Origin of the sequence: Paracoccus albicereus (assembly GCF_024359525.1) — a bacterium.
In the GTDB taxonomy this organism is placed as follows: Bacteria; Pseudomonadota; Alphaproteobacteria; order Rhodobacterales; family Rhodobacteraceae; genus Paracoccus; species Paracoccus albicereus.
This window is the reverse complement of record NZ_JAKZEU010000004.1, coordinates 252,015-268,417: the sequence shown is the minus strand read 5'-3', so window position 1 is coordinate 268,417 and position 16,403 is coordinate 252,015. Positions and strand designations below refer to the sequence as shown.

19 protein-coding genes are annotated in these 16,403 nt (G+C 64.0%); 8 read left to right on the top strand and 11 right to left on the bottom strand.

Annotated features, from left to right (window positions below; genetic code table 11):
- The first annotated feature begins 163 nt into the window (after window positions 1-163).
- The 7 genes from MLD63_RS12380 (at window position 164) to MLD63_RS12350 (ending at window position 5,331) form a co-directional block, all read left to right on the top strand.
- The gene (locus MLD63_RS12380) at window positions 164-667 is read left to right on the top strand and encodes a type III secretion system chaperone family protein (protein WP_255330218.1); all 504 of its coding nucleotides are present in this window, start codon (window positions 164-166) and stop codon (window positions 665-667) included.
- Between the two features lie 35 nt (window positions 668-702).
- Window positions 703-1,509 (top strand): pyrroline-5-carboxylate reductase, encoded by an 807-nt coding sequence (proC, locus tag MLD63_RS12375; protein WP_255330217.1) that lies wholly within the window; start codon window positions 703-705, stop codon window positions 1,507-1,509.
- Complete coding sequence (locus tag MLD63_RS12370) at window positions 1,506-1,838, top strand: tRNA-binding protein (protein WP_255330216.1); 333 nt, start codon at window positions 1,506-1,508, stop codon at window positions 1,836-1,838. The genes proC and MLD63_RS12370 overlap by 4 nt, the downstream gene beginning before the upstream one ends.
- Window positions 1,838-2,788: a 2-hydroxyacid dehydrogenase gene (locus tag MLD63_RS12365; protein ID WP_255330215.1), complete on the top strand. Its 951-nt coding sequence runs from the start codon at window positions 1,838-1,840 to the stop codon at window positions 2,786-2,788. Before MLD63_RS12370 ends, MLD63_RS12365 begins: the two co-directional genes overlap by 1 nt.
- A gap of 81 nt (window positions 2,789-2,869) precedes the next feature.
- Complete coding sequence (locus MLD63_RS12360; RefSeq protein ID WP_255330214.1) at window positions 2,870-3,076, top strand: CsbD family protein; 207 nt, start codon at window positions 2,870-2,872, stop codon at window positions 3,074-3,076.
- A gap of 102 nt (window positions 3,077-3,178) precedes the next feature.
- The gene (locus MLD63_RS12355) at window positions 3,179-4,387 is read left to right on the top strand and encodes a glycerate kinase type-2 family protein (RefSeq protein ID WP_255330213.1); all 1,209 of its coding nucleotides are present in this window, start codon (window positions 3,179-3,181) and stop codon (window positions 4,385-4,387) included.
- The gene (locus MLD63_RS12350) at window positions 4,381-5,331 is read left to right on the top strand and encodes a magnesium transporter CorA family protein (protein WP_255330212.1); all 951 of its coding nucleotides are present in this window, start codon (window positions 4,381-4,383) and stop codon (window positions 5,329-5,331) included. Before MLD63_RS12355 ends, MLD63_RS12350 begins: the two co-directional genes overlap by 7 nt.
- Before the next feature lie 7 nt (window positions 5,332-5,338).
- On the opposite strand, the gene MLD63_RS12345 is transcribed toward MLD63_RS12350, so the two are convergent.
- The 10 genes from MLD63_RS12345 to MLD63_RS12300 form a co-directional block, all read right to left on the bottom strand.
- The gene (locus MLD63_RS12345; protein ID WP_255330211.1) at window positions 5,339-5,635 is read right to left on the bottom strand and encodes a protealysin inhibitor emfourin; all 297 of its coding nucleotides are present in this window, start codon (window positions 5,633-5,635) and stop codon (window positions 5,339-5,341) included.
- A gap of 101 nt (window positions 5,636-5,736) precedes the next feature.
- Window positions 5,737-6,834 (bottom strand): M4 family metallopeptidase, encoded by a 1,098-nt coding sequence (locus tag MLD63_RS12340; RefSeq protein ID WP_255330210.1) that lies wholly within the window; start codon window positions 6,832-6,834, stop codon window positions 5,737-5,739.
- A gap of 105 nt (window positions 6,835-6,939) precedes the next feature.
- Complete coding sequence (locus MLD63_RS12335; protein WP_255330209.1) at window positions 6,940-7,947, bottom strand: sn-glycerol-3-phosphate import ATP-binding protein UgpC; 1,008 nt, start codon at window positions 7,945-7,947, stop codon at window positions 6,940-6,942.
- A 1-nt stretch (window position 7,948) separates the two neighbouring features.
- Complete coding sequence (ugpE, locus tag MLD63_RS12330) at window positions 7,949-8,797, bottom strand: sn-glycerol-3-phosphate ABC transporter permease UgpE (protein WP_255330208.1); 849 nt, start codon at window positions 8,795-8,797, stop codon at window positions 7,949-7,951.
- Between the two features lies 1 nt (window position 8,798).
- Entirely contained in the window at window positions 8,799-9,677 is an 879-nt protein-coding gene (gene ugpA, locus MLD63_RS12325) for a sn-glycerol-3-phosphate ABC transporter permease UgpA (protein WP_255330207.1), read from the bottom strand.
- A gap of 57 nt (window positions 9,678-9,734) precedes the next feature.
- Complete coding sequence (gene ugpB / locus MLD63_RS12320; RefSeq protein WP_255330206.1) at window positions 9,735-11,048, bottom strand: sn-glycerol-3-phosphate ABC transporter substrate-binding protein UgpB; 1,314 nt, start codon at window positions 11,046-11,048, stop codon at window positions 9,735-9,737.
- 147 nt (window positions 11,049-11,195) lie between these two features.
- Complete coding sequence (locus tag MLD63_RS12315) at window positions 11,196-12,203, bottom strand: DUF808 domain-containing protein (protein WP_255330205.1); 1,008 nt, start codon at window positions 12,201-12,203, stop codon at window positions 11,196-11,198.
- 141 nt (window positions 12,204-12,344) lie between these two features.
- A complete protein-coding gene (locus MLD63_RS12310; RefSeq protein WP_255330204.1) occupies window positions 12,345-12,911 on the bottom strand; it encodes a fasciclin domain-containing protein in 567 nt (188 codons plus the stop codon).
- A gap of 85 nt (window positions 12,912-12,996) precedes the next feature.
- Window positions 12,997-13,734: an anti-sigma factor gene (locus tag MLD63_RS12305; RefSeq protein WP_255330203.1), complete on the bottom strand. Its 738-nt coding sequence runs from the start codon at window positions 13,732-13,734 to the stop codon at window positions 12,997-12,999.
- Entirely contained in the window at window positions 13,731-14,285 is a 555-nt protein-coding gene (locus MLD63_RS12300) for a sigma-70 family RNA polymerase sigma factor (RefSeq protein WP_369697004.1), read from the bottom strand. The genes MLD63_RS12305 and MLD63_RS12300 overlap by 4 nt, the downstream gene beginning before the upstream one ends.
- A gap of 135 nt (window positions 14,286-14,420) precedes the next feature.
- Between MLD63_RS12300 and cobS the strand changes: the two genes are divergently transcribed.
- The gene (cobS, locus tag MLD63_RS12295) at window positions 14,421-15,401 is read left to right on the top strand and encodes a cobaltochelatase subunit CobS (protein ID WP_255330202.1); all 981 of its coding nucleotides are present in this window, start codon (window positions 14,421-14,423) and stop codon (window positions 15,399-15,401) included.
- An 18-nt stretch (window positions 15,402-15,419) separates the two neighbouring features.
- Here cobS and MLD63_RS12290 read toward each other — a convergent pair whose 3' ends face one another.
- A complete protein-coding gene (locus MLD63_RS12290; RefSeq protein ID WP_255330201.1) occupies window positions 15,420-16,331 on the bottom strand; it encodes an SDR family oxidoreductase in 912 nt (303 codons plus the stop codon).
- Window positions 16,332-16,403 lie beyond the last annotated feature (72 nt).

Below are 16,403 nucleotides of genomic sequence, written 5' to 3'. Positions count from 1 at the left end.
CGCACCGGAGTGTCACGGAGTTTTCGCTTTACATAAGCCGGTATAGCCCACAGGATGTTGTATAGGGGCCGGTGAGCAACGCCGGGTCTAGAGGCAGCGTCAAGACAAGACATCGGGGGCAACCCGATCACCAAGGCAACGAGGCAGCGCGCAGGAGAGAGCCATGGCTCAGACCGACCATTTCATCCCCAGCGACGAGATTCATCCGATCGACATCGCCGAATCCGTCGCTCATCACCATGCCTGGGATTTCGATCGTCTGGCCGATGACCAGATCGCCGTGGTGATCGAGGGGCAATGGCGCAGCTATTCCCTGACGCTGGCCTGGTCTGCGCGCGAAGAGGTGCTGCGTTTGATCTGCACCTTCGACATGGACCCGCCCGAAGGCCGCATGGCCGAGCTTTACGAGACACTGAACCTTGCCAACGATCAGGTCTGGGACGGCGGCTTCACCTATTGGCCGGCGCAGAAACTCATGGTCTGGCGCTATGGTCTGGTTCTCGCAGGCGATGCCATCGCCTCGATCGAGCAGATCGACGCGATGATCGGCAACGCGCTGGACGGATGCGAGCGGTTCTACCCCAGCTTCCAGATGGCTGCCTGGGGCAATGCCACCCCCGAGGCCGCGCTGGACATCGCTTTGGGCGAGGCCTACGGACGAGCCTGAGGGCGCGTGCGCCCGGCCGGGGAGGGCGCAGATCCATGAATGATTTCGCGAGCTTGAACGAGCGCGGCCTGGTCTTGGTCGGCTGCGGGCGCATGGGCGGCGCGATGCTGAAGGGCTGGCTGGCCCGCGGACTAGGGCCCGAGGCGGTCACCGTGATCGATCCCAACATTGCGGATGAATGGCAGGGCAGGGGCTTGCGGCTGAACACGGCCCTGCCCGACGACCCGGCGGTGATGGTGATCGCGGTCAAGCCGCAGATGATGGCCGATGCGCTTGGCGCGATGCCGAAGCTGGATGGAGCGCTGATCGTCTCGGTCGCGGCCGGGACGCTGATCGCCGCGTTGGAGGCCGCGTTTCCGGGCGCGCCCGTGGTCCGTGTGATGCCGAACACGCCGGCGGCGATCGGGCAGGGGATCTCGGCCCTGGTCGGCAATGCGCAGGCAACCGACGACGATCTGGCGCTGGCCGAAACGCTGATGGCCGCCGTCGGTCGTGTCGTCCGGCTGGAGGGCGAGGATCAGATGGATGCCGTCACCGCGCTGTCGGGCAGCGGCCCGGCTTACGTCTTTCACATGATCGAGGCGATGGCCGCAGCGGGTGAAGCCGAAGGATTGCCACCGGCCTTGGCGCTGGATCTTGCGCGGGCGACTGTCGCGGGCGCAGGCGCGCTGGCGGTCCATGCGGACGAGGACCCGGCCGTGCTGCGTGCCAACGTCACGTCGCCGGGCGGCACCACCGCAGCGGGGCTGGAGCAGTTGATGAACGCCGAGAACGGACTGCCGCCGCTGATGAGGCGCACCGTCGCCGCAGCCGCTGCGCGTGGACGGGAACTGGGCCGATGACCATTCCTTTCGAGGATTTCCAGAAAGTCGATGTCCGCGTGGGCACGATCACCCGCGCTGAGCCGTTCCCCGAGGCGAAGAAGCCCGCGATCAAGCTGTGGATCGATCTGGGTGAATTGGGTGAGCGCAAGTCCTCGGCGCAGATCACCCGGCATTATGACCCGGCCACGCTGGTCGGACGTCAGGTGCTGTGCGTCGTGAACTTTGCCCCGCGCCAGATCGGCCCGTTCATGTCCGAGGTTCTGGTGCTGGGCCTGCCCGATGCTCAAGGCGAGGTGGTGCTGGTCGGGCCCGATCAGAATGTCCCCGATGGTGGAAGGATGCATTGATGAAAGTACTGGTGACCCGGCCGATGACCGAAGCCGTGACGCAGGCTCTGCAATCGCGTTTCGAGGCGACGTTCCGCGACAACACGCCGCTGAGCGTGGATGAAGCCCGTCAGGCGCTGGCCGAGTATGACGTCATCATGCCGACGCTGGGGGACGCCTTTTCAGCTGCGGCGTTCGAGGGCGGCGAGCCCCGGTGCAAGCTGCTGGCGAATTTCGGGGCGGGCTACAACCATATCGACGTCAAGGCGGCACGCGACGCAGGCGTCGCGGTCACGAATACCCCGGGTGTGGTCACGGATGCGACGGCAGATATCGCGATGACACTGCTTCTGATGACCGCCCGCCGGGCGTCGGAAGGCGAGCATATTCTTCGCGCAGGCGAATGGAGCGGCTGGAACCCGACGCAATTGCTGGGCAGCCACGTCACCGGCAAGACGGTCGGGATTATCGGCATGGGCCGGATCGGCAAGGCGATCGCACGGCGCTGTCACTACGGTTTCGGCATGGACGTGGTGTTCTTCAACCGCTCGAAAGTCTCGTCGCTTGACCTGCCGGCGCGCCAGATGCCGGAGCTGCTGGATATGCTGCAGGCGGCCGATTTCGCCGTCGTCTCGGTTCCCGGCGGCGCGGGCACCCATCGCCTGATCGGCGCGCAGGAACTGGAGGCCCTTGGCCCCAGATCGCACCTGATCAACATTGCGCGGGGTGACGTCGTGGACGAGGCTGCCCTGATTCATGCCTTGGAGACCGGCGTGATCGCGGGCGCGGGTCTTGATGTCTATGAGCGAGAGCCGGTCGTGCCCGAGGCGCTTCGCGCGCTTTGGAACGTCAGTCTGCTGCCGCATCTGGGGACCGCCGCCGAAGAGGTTCGGAGCGCGATGGGCATGCGTGCGATGGGCAATATCGTCGCGCTGGACGAGGGCACGCCACTGCCCGACGCGGTCAACTGAAATCCGCTCGCGGCCCGCGCTTCGCGGGAACCGCTTCCGGCGTCTGATCGTTATCCTGTCATAGCAGAAAGGAGACTGCACATGAACTGGGATATCGTTCAAGGCAAGTGGAAGCAGCTCAAGGGCGCCGCACAGGACAAGTGGGGCGATCTGACCGACGACGAGTTCGACAAGGTCGAAGGCAACCGTGAGCGTCTGGCCGGTAAGCTCCAGGAAAAGTATGGCTGGAGCAAGGACGAAGCGGAAAAGCAGATCGACGATTTCGCGCGCGATTCCGAGCGTTACTGATCTGGATCGATACGACTTGTGGCAAGGGGGCTTTCGAGCCCCCTTTTCATTTGCGCCCTTTGCGGCTTGTTTGATGATATGAACGATCTGGAACAACGCGCCATGGCGATGATTGAAGCGGGGATCGCGGCCGCCGATCCCGAAGACTGTGTCGCGCGGCATCTGCCCGCCGTTGTCGAAGGCACCGACGCCGGTGATTGGCATATCATCGCGATCGGCAAGGCAGCGCGTGCCATGTCGCATGCGGCGCTGAAGATCCTTCCCGTCGCCGAAACGCTGATCGTGACAAACAGCGGGAATGACGCTCCGCTCGACGGCGCGCGCATCATGGTGGCGGGGCATCCCGTTCCGGACGCTGACGGCGAGGCGGCCGCACTGGCGGTCGAGACGATGCTGGCCGGCGTCGGTCAGGGCGAGTGCGTGCTCGCGCTGATCTCGGGCGGCGGCTCTGCGATGTTGCCCGCGCCTGTCGCCGGATTGGACCTGTCAGACAAGCAGGCGGTCAACCGCCTGCTTCTGGCATCGGGGGCCGACATCACGACCACGAACCTGATCCGACAGTCCCTGTCGCGGCTGAAGGGCGGCGGTTGGCTGCGTCTTTCGAAAGCGCCAATCACCAGCCTGATCCTCTCTGATGTGCCCGGCGACGATCTGCGCGTGATCGCCTCGGGTGGGACGGTCGCACCGATCGGGACCATCGCCGAGGCAAAGGAAGCGGCGAAGGCGCTTGGCATCTGGGACGATCTGCCATCCGCTGCGCGGGATGCATTGTCGCGCGAGGAAGATCGCGGGGCGCTGCCCCCGACCAAGACCATTCTGGTAGGCTCCAACGCGCAGAGCGTCGCGGCCATGGTGGCCGCCGGCGCGACCGAGGCTGCGATGCCACTGACTGGCGACGTGGCCGATTGCGCGGCGGCGATGCTGGACGCAGTCGGCGATGTGCCGCCGGGCGGGGCACTGGCCTTCGGCGGGGAAACGACTGTGCGACTGACTGGCGACGGGATGGGCGGTCGAAACCAGGAACTGGCGCTGCGCTTTGCGCTTCTGGCTGAAGGGCGACTGGACGGCGACTGGCGGCTTGCCTGTGTGGGCAGCGACGGGCGCGACGGGCCGGGTGAAGCTGCGGGAGGGCTGGTCGGCCCGGACACGCCGGCGCAAATCCGTGCTGCCGGGATCGATCCCGACGATGCGCTGCGCCGCAACGATTCCACACCGGCGCTGCGGGCGGGAGACGCGCTGGTCACCATCGGGGCCACCGGAACCAACGTCGCCGATCTGGCAGTCTTCGTGCGGGCGGCGGCGCCGTGCTGATCGCCTATATCCAGAAGGGCAATCGCCTGCAGCCTGTCCCGCTTTCCGCGCTGGAACAGGCAGAGTGGATCGACCTGATGGCACCGACGGCCGAGGAAATCCGGCAGGTCGAGGCTTTGGGATTCGAGATCCCGTCGCTGGGCGACATGGAAGAGATCGAGTTGTCGAACCGCATCTACCACGAGGGGGCGACCGACTACATGACCGTCGTCTTGCCGGGCGAGACGGCGGGGGGTGCGCGTGCGGCGATGCCCGTCGCCTTCATCCTTGCGCCGGATCGGCTGCTGACGGTGCGCCACCACGCGCCGCGACCCTTCGCGACTTTTCCCGAACGGGCCGATCGCGCGATCCTTGGCTGTTCAAGCCCGGACCGTCTGTTCGTCGGCCTGATCGAGGAAGTGGTGGGCCGTCTCGCCGATCTTCTCGAAGGTTCACAGAACAAGCTCGAGACGATTTCGGACGTGATCTTTGCCAGCAATGGCGACACGCCCGACATGCGCGAGACACTTGTCGTGATCGGACGAGAATCGGCCATGATGTCTATGGTTCGGATCGGTCTGGTGTCGATCAGCCGCGCACTGGCTTTCTACACCGCCCGGTTGGAAGACAATCCCGATGCGCAGAAGCTGAAGGCGGCGGTCAAGGCGCAGCTGCGCGACATCCAGTCTGTCGAACTGCACGCAGACTTCCTGTCGGGTCGGGTCAGTCTGACGCTGGATGCGACCTTGGGGCTGATCAATCTGGAACAGAACGCGACGGTCCGCATCCTGTCCGTCGTCGCGGCCTTGTTCCTGCCGCCGACCTTGATCGCAAGCATCTACGGGATGAACTTCACCAACATGCCGGAACTGGATCAGCCTTGGGGCTACCCGATGTCGCTGGGCCTGATGGCAGGATCGGCGCTGCTGACCTTCCTGTTCCTGAAATGGAAAAAATGGATCTGAACGCGGCCTAGCCGTCGCGCAGAGAATCCAGCAGATCCAGCATTTCGGGCGGAATCTGATCTTCGCGCAGGCGATAGACATGCTGCCCGGACTGACGGTCGATCACCCGGATTTCGTAGGTCATCATGTCGGCGCCCCGCGCAGGTGCCTTGGCGCGGGCGAGACGGTCGAGATCCTGCGGTTCGAAATACTCGCAGATTTCCTTCTGCATCGAGGCGCTTTGCCGGTCCACGTCGATCCGCGTGTTCATCGCAGGCACGGCGATCCCGCCGAAGCCGCCGCTGGACGAGATTTCAATGATCATGGCAATGCATCCGGCCGCTGCGCAACTCATCGCGCAAAAGATAGGGCCGGACGCCGATCCGGGCAAGATCGCCGTTTGGACAGGTTTCGTTCGTCGAGGCCTCAGGCGGGCAGGCCGACCAGCTTCCAGGCGCGCCGAAGCATCGTCACCTCGTGGCTGCCTAGACCATAAAGCTCGATTGCGGCGGTCGCTGTCGCTTCGGACCATTCGGCGAAGGTGGCAAGCGGATTGTTCAGTTCCTGCAGCGCGCGGTACCAGATCTGACCGGGCTTTTCCCAGGCCGGACTGCCCAGATACTGGCAGTACAGATAGAAGGCATGGTTCGGGATGCCCGAATTGATGTGAACCCCGCCGTGATCGTCGGGCGTCGAAAGGTAGAAATCCATGTGATAGGGCTGCGGGTCCTGACCCAGCAGATCGTCGCGATAGGCTGTCCCGGGCGCCTTCATGCTGCGCAAACCGACGCCGTTGATGCCGGGCGCCAGGATGCCGCCGCCGATGATCCAGTCAGCCTCTGCCGGGCTCTGACCCAGGTGGCGCTGAACGGTGATCGCGGCGAAGACGTCCGACATGCTTTCGTTCAGCGCGCCTGACTGGCCTTCGTAGATCAGCCCGCCGGAATGCTGGGTCACGCCATGCGCCATTTCGTGGGCGATGACCGACAGGTCGATGAAGCTGCGGAAAAGCTTGCCGTCGCCGTTACCGTAGGCCATCTGGCTGCCGTCCCAGAAGGCGTTGTTGTAGTTCCGGCGGTGGTTCACCGTCGCGATCAGCGGCAAGCCGTTCCCGTCGAGCGAGTTGCGCTGGAAGCAATCGGCGTAAAGCGAGAACACGACTCCGGCGGCGTCGTAGGCCAGATCGGCCTCGGCATCACCGGTCTCGGGATCACCCTCGGCACGGACGAGCTTGCCCGGCAGGGTGGCCCGATGTTCACCGTCATGGATCCGGCGGTCGGGCGAAAAGGGCGAACGCTCACGCGTTCCTGACGATCGCCGCGTCAACGCCGCGACCTCACCCCGCGCCGGCGGTTCGACGGGGGGCGTCGCATGGTCCGAGCGGTCGTCGCGCAGCTTTTCGGATTGCTTCAGCAGGGTTCGGGCCATGTCGGCCATCTTGTCGTCGCCGCGCAGCGCCAGCACGCGCAGCATGTGCGGCGGCACGATGCAGTTCAGCGGATGAGGGCAGCCGGAAAGACACATGGTTCGAATCCTCTCGCTTGCGGAGGCTCACCCTAGCACAACCGAGCATTTGAACAAAAGGGGAACATTTGCCGTCAGTTCAAAGTCGGCGTTCGGTCAGCACCGTCAGTCGAGCCGTCGTCCGGACTTTTCGTCGAATCGGTGGAGGGCCTGCGCAGGCAGGGACATGTGAACCATGTCGGACAGTTCCGCCTGCGGTGACATGGTCACGGTCATCGGCTCACCGCCGACCTCGCCATGCACCAGACGCTGGGCGCCCAGCTCCTCGACCGCAGTGATTTTCATCGCGATGGGGCCGTCAGGCTCGATCACCAGATCCTCGGGGCGGAACCCCAGAAGACCTGCATGGGCGCTGCCCGGCAGCCGCGGAACCGCGCGGGCGGGGACGAGATTCATCGCGGGGCTGCCGATGAAGCCCGCGACAAAGGCAGAGGCCGGCTTGCGATAAACATCAAGCGGGGTGCCGATCTGTTCCACCTTGCCCATGTTGAGCACCACCAGCCGGTCAGCCAGCGTCATCGCCTCGAGCTGGTCGTGAGTGACGTAAAGGCTGGTCGTGGACAGCCGGCGCTGCAATTCCTTGATCTCCAGCCGCATTGCGACGCGCAGCTTGGCGTCGAGGTTCGACAGTGGCTCGTCGAACAGGAAGGCCGCTGGTTCGCGCACGATGGCGCGGCCCATCGCCACGCGTTGGCGCTGACCGCCGGACAGGGCGCGGGGCTTGCGATCCAGATAGGGCGCCAATTGCAGGATGCCCGCAGCTTCCTCGACCCGGCGGTTGATCTCGGCCTTGGGCGTGCGACGGTTCTTCAGCCCGTATTCCAGGTTCTGGCGCACCGACATGTGCGGGTAGAGCGCGTAGTTCTGGAACACCATCGCAATGTCGCGATCGGCCGGCTCGATCTCGTTGACGACGCGGTCACCGATACGGACTTCGCCTTCGGTGATCGATTCCAGCCCGGCAACCATGCGCAGCAGCGTGGATTTGCCGCAGCCCGACGGGCCGACGAGGACGATGAACTCGCCGTCCGCGATGTCTAGGCTGACGTCGCCGATCGCGCGGGTGCCGCCCGGATAGACCTTGCCGACGTTATCGAGGGTGATCGATGCCAATTTACTTCTCCGTCTCGACGAGGCCTTTGACGAACAGCCTCTGCATTCCGATCACCACCGCGACGGGCGGGATCATCGCCAGTACCGCAGTCGCCATCACAAGATGCCATTGCGGCAGGCCGTCCACCGCGTCGGCCATGCGCTTGATGCCCGCGACGATGGTGTAATAGCTGGAATCCGTCGTCACCAGCAGCGGCCACAGATACTGGTTCCAGCCATAGATGAAGAGGATGACGAACAGGGCCGCCATGTTTGTGCGCGACAGCGGCAGCAGGATGTCGCGGAAGAATTTCATGGGCCCCGCACCGTCGATCCGCGCCGCTTCCACCAGTTCGTCCGGCATCGTCAGGAACACCTGCCGGAACAGGAACGTCGCGGTTGCCGACGCGATGAGCGGGATCGACAGGCCCGCATAGCTGTTCAGCAGGCCCAGCCCGGCGACGACCTGGAAGGTCGGCACGATACGCACCTCGACCGGCAGCATCAGCGTCACGAAGATGCACCAGAAGGCGAGACCGCGCAGCGGGAAGCGGAAATAGACGATCGCAAAGGCCGACAGGATCGAGATCGCGATCTTGCCGATCGCGATCGCCAGCGCCATCACCAGCGAGTTGAACATCATCCGCGCAACGGGCGGCGTGCCAGAGGTCGAGACGCCAGCATCCAGCATCCTGGAATAGTTTTCCACCAGATGCGGTCCGGGCCACATCGGGACGGTGCCGGACATGAAATCGGTTGCGGTGTGGGTCGAGGCGACGAAGGCGACCCAGACGGGCAGGGCCACGACGACGACGCCGATGATCAGGACCAGATGGGCAAGTGCGTTCAGGCCGGGGCGGTTCTCGATCATCTCAATACTCCACCCGCTTCTCGACATAGCGGAACTGGATCACGGTCAGCGCGATCACGATCAGCATCAACACGACCGACTGCGCGGCGGACGAGCCGATATTCTGGCCCACGAAGCCGTCGAAATAGACCTTGTAGACCATGATGTTGGTCGCTTGCGCGGGGCCGCCTTCGGTCGTGGCGTCGATGACCGCAAAGGTCTCGAACATCGAATAGACGATGTTGACGACCAGCAGGAAGAAGGTTGTCGGCGACAGAAGCGGCAGGGTGATGTCGAAGAAGCGCCGCACGGGGCCGGCGCCGTCGATGGCGGCCGCTTCCCGCATGGATGCCGGGATTGCCTGCAGCCCGGCCACGAAGAACAGGAAATTGTAGCTGATCTGCTTCCAGGCGCTGGCGATCACGACCAGGGTCATCGCCTGTCCAGGGTTCGAGACGTGGTTCCAGTCATAGCCGAACCTGTCCATCACGTAGGGCAGCACACCGATGGTCGGGTTGAAGATGAACCACCACAGGATCCCTGCGACCGCTGGCGCAACCGCATAAGGCCAGACCAGCAGTGTGGTGTAGGGGCGGGTCGATTTCATCATCCGGTCGACGGCGATGGCCAGCAGCAACGCGGCACCCATCGACAGTACGGTGACGGAAACGGCGAAGATCGCGGTGACCTTCAGCGAATTGAGGTATTGGGACGAATTCCACAACGCCTCGAAATTCGCGAGACCGACGAAGCTTGTGTTGATGCCGAACGCATCCTCTCGCAGAAAGCTTTGCCGGATCGCCTGGGCCGCGGGCCACAGGAAGAAGATGAAGGTGATGGCCAGCTGCGGTGCCAGCAGAAGCCAGGGCAGCAGTTGGTTGCTGAAGATGGTGCGCTTCATCGGATGTCCGGTCGTGTGTGAAAAGGGGCCGCGCAGGTGACGCGGCCCCGGTTCATGTCACTGGGATTGAGCTTCGAATTCTTCCAGCAGCTGATTGCCGCGTTCGACGACGCTGTCCAGCGCGCCCTGCGCGTCTTTCGAGCCTGCCAGCATCTGTTCGAACTCTTCGTCGATGATGCCGCGGATCTGGACATAGTTGCCAAAGCGCAGACCTTTGGAGTTCTCGGTCGGCTCGTTCAGCGTGATCTGGCGCAGGCCGGTATCGGCACCCGGATTTTCCTCGAAGTAGCTGGCCATCTGGTCACCCGCGGCCTGCGTGATCGGCAGGTAGCCCGAGAAGGACGCCCAGTCCGCCTGAACCTCGGGGGACGACAGGTATTCGAAGAACTTTGCGGCGCCCGCATATTCCTCGTCCGACTTGCCCGACAGGACCCACAGCGTGGCGCCCCCGATGATCGAGTTCTGCGGCGCGCCCTCGACATCGTCGTAATAGGGCAGCATGCCGAAGCCGACCTCGAATTCCTGTGCGTTCGCCAGAATACCCGCGCGGCTGGCCGACGATGCCATGACCATCGCGCATTCCTGCGTGTAGAACATCGGCCGCGCGTTGTCGCCGCCGACCGGGCCGCCATATTTGAAGATGCCTTCGTCAGCCCAGCGTTTCAAGTTTTCCCAATGCTTGACCTGAACCGGACCGTTGACGGTCAGGCGCACGCTCGGCCCGCCGAAGCCGTTTTCTTCGGTGCCGATCGGCTGGTTGTGCCACGCGCTGAGGTTTTCGGTCTGGATCCAGCTGATCCAGTCCGAGGTGAAGCCACAGGTCGCCGCGCCCGAATCCATGATGGTTTTCGAGAACTCTTCAACCTGCGCCCAGGTCTCCGGCGGCTGTTCGGGATCGAGGCCCGCCGCTTCGAACACGTTCTTGTTGTAGTAGAAGATCGGGGTCGAGCTGTTGAACGGCATCGACAGCATGTTGCCGTCGGTGTCGGTGTAGTAACCCACGACCTGCGGCAGGAAAGCCTGCGGATCGAAGGCGACATCGTTGTCTTCCATCAGTTGGTAGACCGGGACGATCGCGCCCTCGGCGGCCATCATCGTGCCGGTGCCGACTTCGAACACCTGCACGATGGCGGGCTGTTCGTTCGCGCGGAAGGCGGCGATCGCGGCCGTCATCGTCTCGGGGTAGGTGCCCTTGTAGGACGGCACCACGGTGTATTCTTCCTGGCTGTCGTTGAAGCCCTGAACGATTTCTTCAAGCTTCGTACCCAGTTCGCCGCCCATGGCGTGCCACCACTGGATCTCGGTCTGGGCCTGCGCGGATGCGGCCGAAAGGGCCAGCGCGATCGTCGCGCCGGTTGCGATGTGGTTCATGTTATGACGTCCTCCCCTATGAGGTTGCAGGTGACGACGCGGGTCTAGCGTGGCCCGGTGACAGAACTGCGACCTTCTCGTGAAGGAAATGTGACAGGCTTTGACCGAACGGTCAACGCGGCCGAGGATCGCGCTGACGTCGGGTTTTCACGCCTTCTCGCGCTTTCCGAAAAGCCCTTTCACGGAGTCGATCAGGGGCAGGATCGTTGCACCCAGCAGCGGGTTCACGATCCGCGCGACGATGGGGATCAGGATCAGCCCAAGGATCAGCCCAAGGATTCCATCGAAAAAGGCAGTCGTGGCCCAGGCGGCCAGACCGGCGACCTGTGGCAGCGCGTGGGCTGCCGCCTCTGCCTGATGGTGAACCCACTCGTAGGGCTGGTGCTGACCCAACTCGTGCAGACCGTGGACGATGATCTGACCGCCAACCCAGATCATCGCGGCGGTGCCGACGATGGTCAGCGTCTTCATGAAGCCGGGCATTACCTTGACGATGCCCCGGCCGAGCGCCGCCAGCGCGCCGCTGCGTTCCGTCGCGAGATGCACGCCAACGTCGTCCGCCTTTACGATCAGCGCGACCGAACCGTAGACGACCACGGTGATCCCGATCGCGACCACGGCCAGGATGACGGCCTTCATGACCAGTGTATCCTCCAGCGGGATCGTCGACAGCGCGATGGTCATGATCTCGGCCGAGAGGATGAAGTCGGTCTTGATCGCACCGGCAACGCGTTGTTCTTCAAGGGCCGCGCCTTCGCCCACCGGATCGGTATGCTTCTCGCTGGAATGGGCGTCAGATCCCCAGCCAAAGGCATGTGCGACTTTCTCAGCGCCCTCGTAGCAAAGGTAGGCCCCGCCCAGCATCAGAAGGGGCGGGATCAGCCACGGTGCGAAGGCGGACAGCAGCAGCGCGACCGGCAAGAGGATCACGAGCTTGTTGAAGATCGAGCCTCGCGCGATCTTCCAGACAATCGGGATCTCGCGGCTGGCATCGAAGCCGTGGACGTATTTGGGCGTGACCGCCGCGTCGTCGATCAACGCGCCCGCAGCCTTCGCGCCCGCCTTGGCAGCCTGCCCCGCAACATCGTCGATCGAGGCCGCAGCAACCTTCGAGATCGAGGCCACGTCATCCAGTAGCGCGATCAGTCCGCTCATCCACCCGCTCCAAGCTCATGTTTTCCGACCCTGACCGCCGAACGCCGGTCAGGCAAGTCCGGTTCAGCGAAATGCGGTATGACATGAAAAAACGCCCGTGCCGGAAGCACGGGCGTCAATCTGGCTAAGGTCGCGTCGCGATCACATCGCGGGCAGCATCACCGTGTCGATCACGTGGACGACGCCGTTCGACTGATCGACGTCCGGGATCGTCACCGTAGCGACGTTGCCGTTTTCGTCGGTCAGCTGCAGGGCGTTGTCGGATTCGCGGATCGAGGCGGTCAGGATGCAGCCGCCCAGCGTTTCGACCGGGTGCGCACCGCCATCATCGGCGATCATCTGACCGATGGCCGGCGACATCGCGTCCGCCGCGACGACATGGCAGGTCAGAACCTTGGTCAGCTGATCCTTGTTTTCCGGCTTCAGCAGGTCTTCGACGGTGCCTTCCGGCAGCTTCTCGAACGCTGCGTTGGTGGGCGCGAAGACGGTGAAGGGACCTTCACCCGAAAGCGTTTCAACCAAGCCGGCAGCTTTGACGGCAGCCACGAGCGTGGTGTGGTCGGCCGAGTTCGACGCGTTTTCCACGATGGTCATGCTGGGCATCATCTCGGCGCCGCCGACCATGGTGTTCTGGGCAAATGCAGCCGGCGCAACGATGGCGGTGGCTGCAACGGTTGCGAGGGCTTTCGCGAGGGTACGGAATTGCATTGAGTGTCCTCCTGTTAAGGACGAAGGCTCGGTTCGGCCTTCGCTGAGCCTAACAACGCAAGCGATGCGAGTAAGTTGCGTTAAATCAACTCACGGGGACGAGAGCAGCGGAACCGATGACCGGACCGGTCGGAAGTCCGGTGGGTGAGCCGCCCTCGGGTTCGTCCGTCAGCGCGATCACAGGGCCGGCCTGAGGTTCGGTCCCCGTCGGCATCGGGAAGCTGATCGTACCGCTGCGGGGCAGCAGCCCCAGCGAGACCGGCTCTGCCGTTTCGGATTCCAGCCACCAGATCTCGTAGTCGCGGCCTTCCGGGATGCTGCCCTCTTCCAGAACCACGACCATCGTGCGGTCGTCCGCATCGATCCCGGCATGGACCTGCAGGCCGACATCGCCCGCGACGATGTCCGTCGCGAATTCGGGCTGGAAGCCTGCCGGAATGTCGTCGCGCAGCATCGGTGGGACCACGATGATGGTGGCGACGACGGCGGCCGCCGCGATCGCGCCCCAGAACCAGCGCATCAGGCCCCCCGGGCTGCGCGGTTCGGATTGCAATTCGGGGATCTGCGTGTGCCCAAGCGCGCGGTCGATCATCACCTTGGCCCGGGCCGGGGCCATCACAAGGGTCAGTTCGTCCGCCAGCGAGGCCAGACGTTCATGCCATTCGCGTACCATCGCGGCAAAGTCCGGATCGGTGGCGACACGGGCCTGAGCCGCTTCAAGCTCGGCATCCTCCAGCAGGCCGAGCGCGTATTCGGCGGCGAGGGCCTGGGATTCCTCCTCGGGCGTCAGCGGGATCGGTGGGGAAGCGGGTGCATCGGTCATCGGCTGACGCACTCCTTCAGTTTCAGCAGGCTGCGGCGCAGCCAGCTGCGGACGGTGTTCAAGGGCGCGCCTTCACGCTCGGCGATCTCGGCATAGGCGGCGCCTTCCAGATAGACCGCGCGCACCGCGTCGGCCTGACGGTCTTCCAGCTGCGCCAGACAATCGGCCAGAAGCGCGCGCTGCTGGGCGCGCAGCGCCAGGGCTTCGGGACCGGGCGCCTGCGAGGGGATCGTTTCGGCGGCATCGACCGGCGCTGCCTGCGGCCGGTTCTGACGCTTGCGCAGCCTGTCTATCGAGCGGTTGCGCGCGATGGTGATGAGCCACGTCATCGGCGAATATCCGTTCGAGGCGTAGCTGCCAGCCGAATTCCAGATCCGGATATAGACTTCCTGCAGCGTCTCTTCCGCCTCGGGCCGGTCCTTCAGCACCGACAGGCAGACCGCATGCAGCTTGGCAGAGGTCGCATCGTACAGCCGGTCGAAGGCCGCGCGGTCGCGAAGCGCGATGCGCCCGATCATCGCCTCCAATTCGCTATGCGTCCGGTGGGCCACTCGGTTCCTCGTTCGATCTTGCGCGTACCCTATTCCCGGCTTGTGCGGCAGGTCAATCCGGCGCCAGGGCCACCCGCCTTGCAGTCGCCGGGCGAATGCGCGATTGAAGCCACTGACACGAGGAAAGGAACCATGATGGCCGATCTCGACCCGACTGCGAAACCGACCGAAGAGATCGATCTGGGCGAAGTCTTCGGCCTCGACAGCGACATGAAGGTGAAGGGCTTCGCCGAGCGGACCGACCGCGTGCCCGACATCGACAGCACCTACAAGTTCGATGCCGACACCACGCTCGCCATCCTCGCGGGCTTTGCCTACAACCGGCGCGTCATGATCCAAGGCTATCATGGCACAGGGAAATCCACCCATATCGAACAGGTCGCGGCACGGCTGAACTGGCCCTGCGTGCGGGTGAACCTCGACAGTCATGTCAGCCGGATCGACCTGATCGGCAAGGACGCGATCAAGCTGGTCGACGGCAAGCAGGTCACGGTGTTCCATGAAGGCATCCTGCCCTGGGCGCTGCGCAACCAGACCGCCATCGTGTTCGATGAGTATGATGCCGGTCGCGCAGACGTGATGTTCGTGATCCAGCGTGTCCTGGAAACCGACGGCAAGCTGACGCTGCTGGACCAGAACGAGGTCATCACGCCGAACCCCTATTTCCGGCTGTTCGCGACGGCGAACACTGTGGGTCTGGGCGACACGACCGGCCTGTACCACGGCACCCAGCAGATCAACCAGGGACAGATGGACCGCTGGTCGCTGGTGACGACGCTGAACTATCTGAGCCACGACGCAGAGGCCGCGATCGTTCTCGCCAAGAACCCGACCTACAACACCGAAAAGGGCCGCAAGACGATCAACCAGATGGTGACGCTTGCCGACCTGACGCGGACCGCCTTCATGCAAGGCGATCTGTCGACGGTCATGTCGCCGCGGACGGTCATCACCTGGGCGCAAAACGCGCGGATCTTCGACAACAACCTGGGCTATGCATTCCGGCTGACGTTCCTGAACAAGTGCGACGAGCTGGAACGCGAGACGGTCGCGGAATTCTATCAGCGGCTGTTCGACGAGGAACTGCCGGAGAGCGCCGCGGTGCTGGCGGGGTAAGCCGCCAGCACGCGAGGTTCACAGCCCCTTGCCACCTGTCGAGCCGAAATACTCGCCGGTGATGTAGCTCGCCTCGTCCGAGGCGAGAAGCACGTAGATCGGGGCGATCTCGACCGGCTGACCGGGGCGACCGAGGGGCGCCTTCTTGCCATGGGTCTGCACAGCGTCGGTGGGCTGACCACCCGAAACCTGCAATGGCGTCCAGTAGGGGCCCGGACAGACCGCATTGGCGCGGATGCCCTTGGGCGCAAGCTGTTTCGCCATGGAACGCGCGAAGGCGACGTTGGCCGCCTTGGTCAGCGCGTAATCGACCAGAATCTCGGACGGCGAGAAGGCTTGAACCGAGGCCGTCATGATGATCGAGGCGCCGTTTTCCATATGCGGCAAAGCAGCCTTCGTGATCCAGAAGGGCGCGTAGATGTTGGTCTTGATGGTCGCATCGAAGGATTCGGTGCTGAGATCGGTCAGATCCTCACAGAATTGCTGATGGCCTGCGTTGTTGACCAGCACATCCAGGCCGCCCAGCCCCTCGACAGCCTGCCGCACCAGCGATTTGCAGAAGTCCTCGTCGCGGATATCCCCGGGGATGGCGACGGCCGTGCGGCCTTCGGCCTTGATCAGGTCGATGATCGTGTCGGCGTCCTTCTGCTCGTCCGGAAGATAGTTGATGGCGACGTCGGCGCCCTCGCGCGCATAGGCGATGGCAACTGCCGCTCCGATGCCGCTGTCGCCGCCGGTGATCAGCGCGCGCTTGCCGGCCAGACGCCCAGTCCCGCGGTAGCTTTTCTCACCGTGGTCGGGACGGGGCTGCATGTCGGCGGCAAGACCGGGCCAAGCTTGCTCCTGCGCAGGAAACTCGGGTCGCGGCAGATCGGGATCGTGGAGCGCTCCGCTGCGGAAAATCGGATCGGGCGTGGTTTCGTCGGTCATGAATCACCTCTTTCAGGAAAGGTAACGGCCGCCACTGCCGGGGGTTTCGCTGCTTCGGAAATATCAACGGGA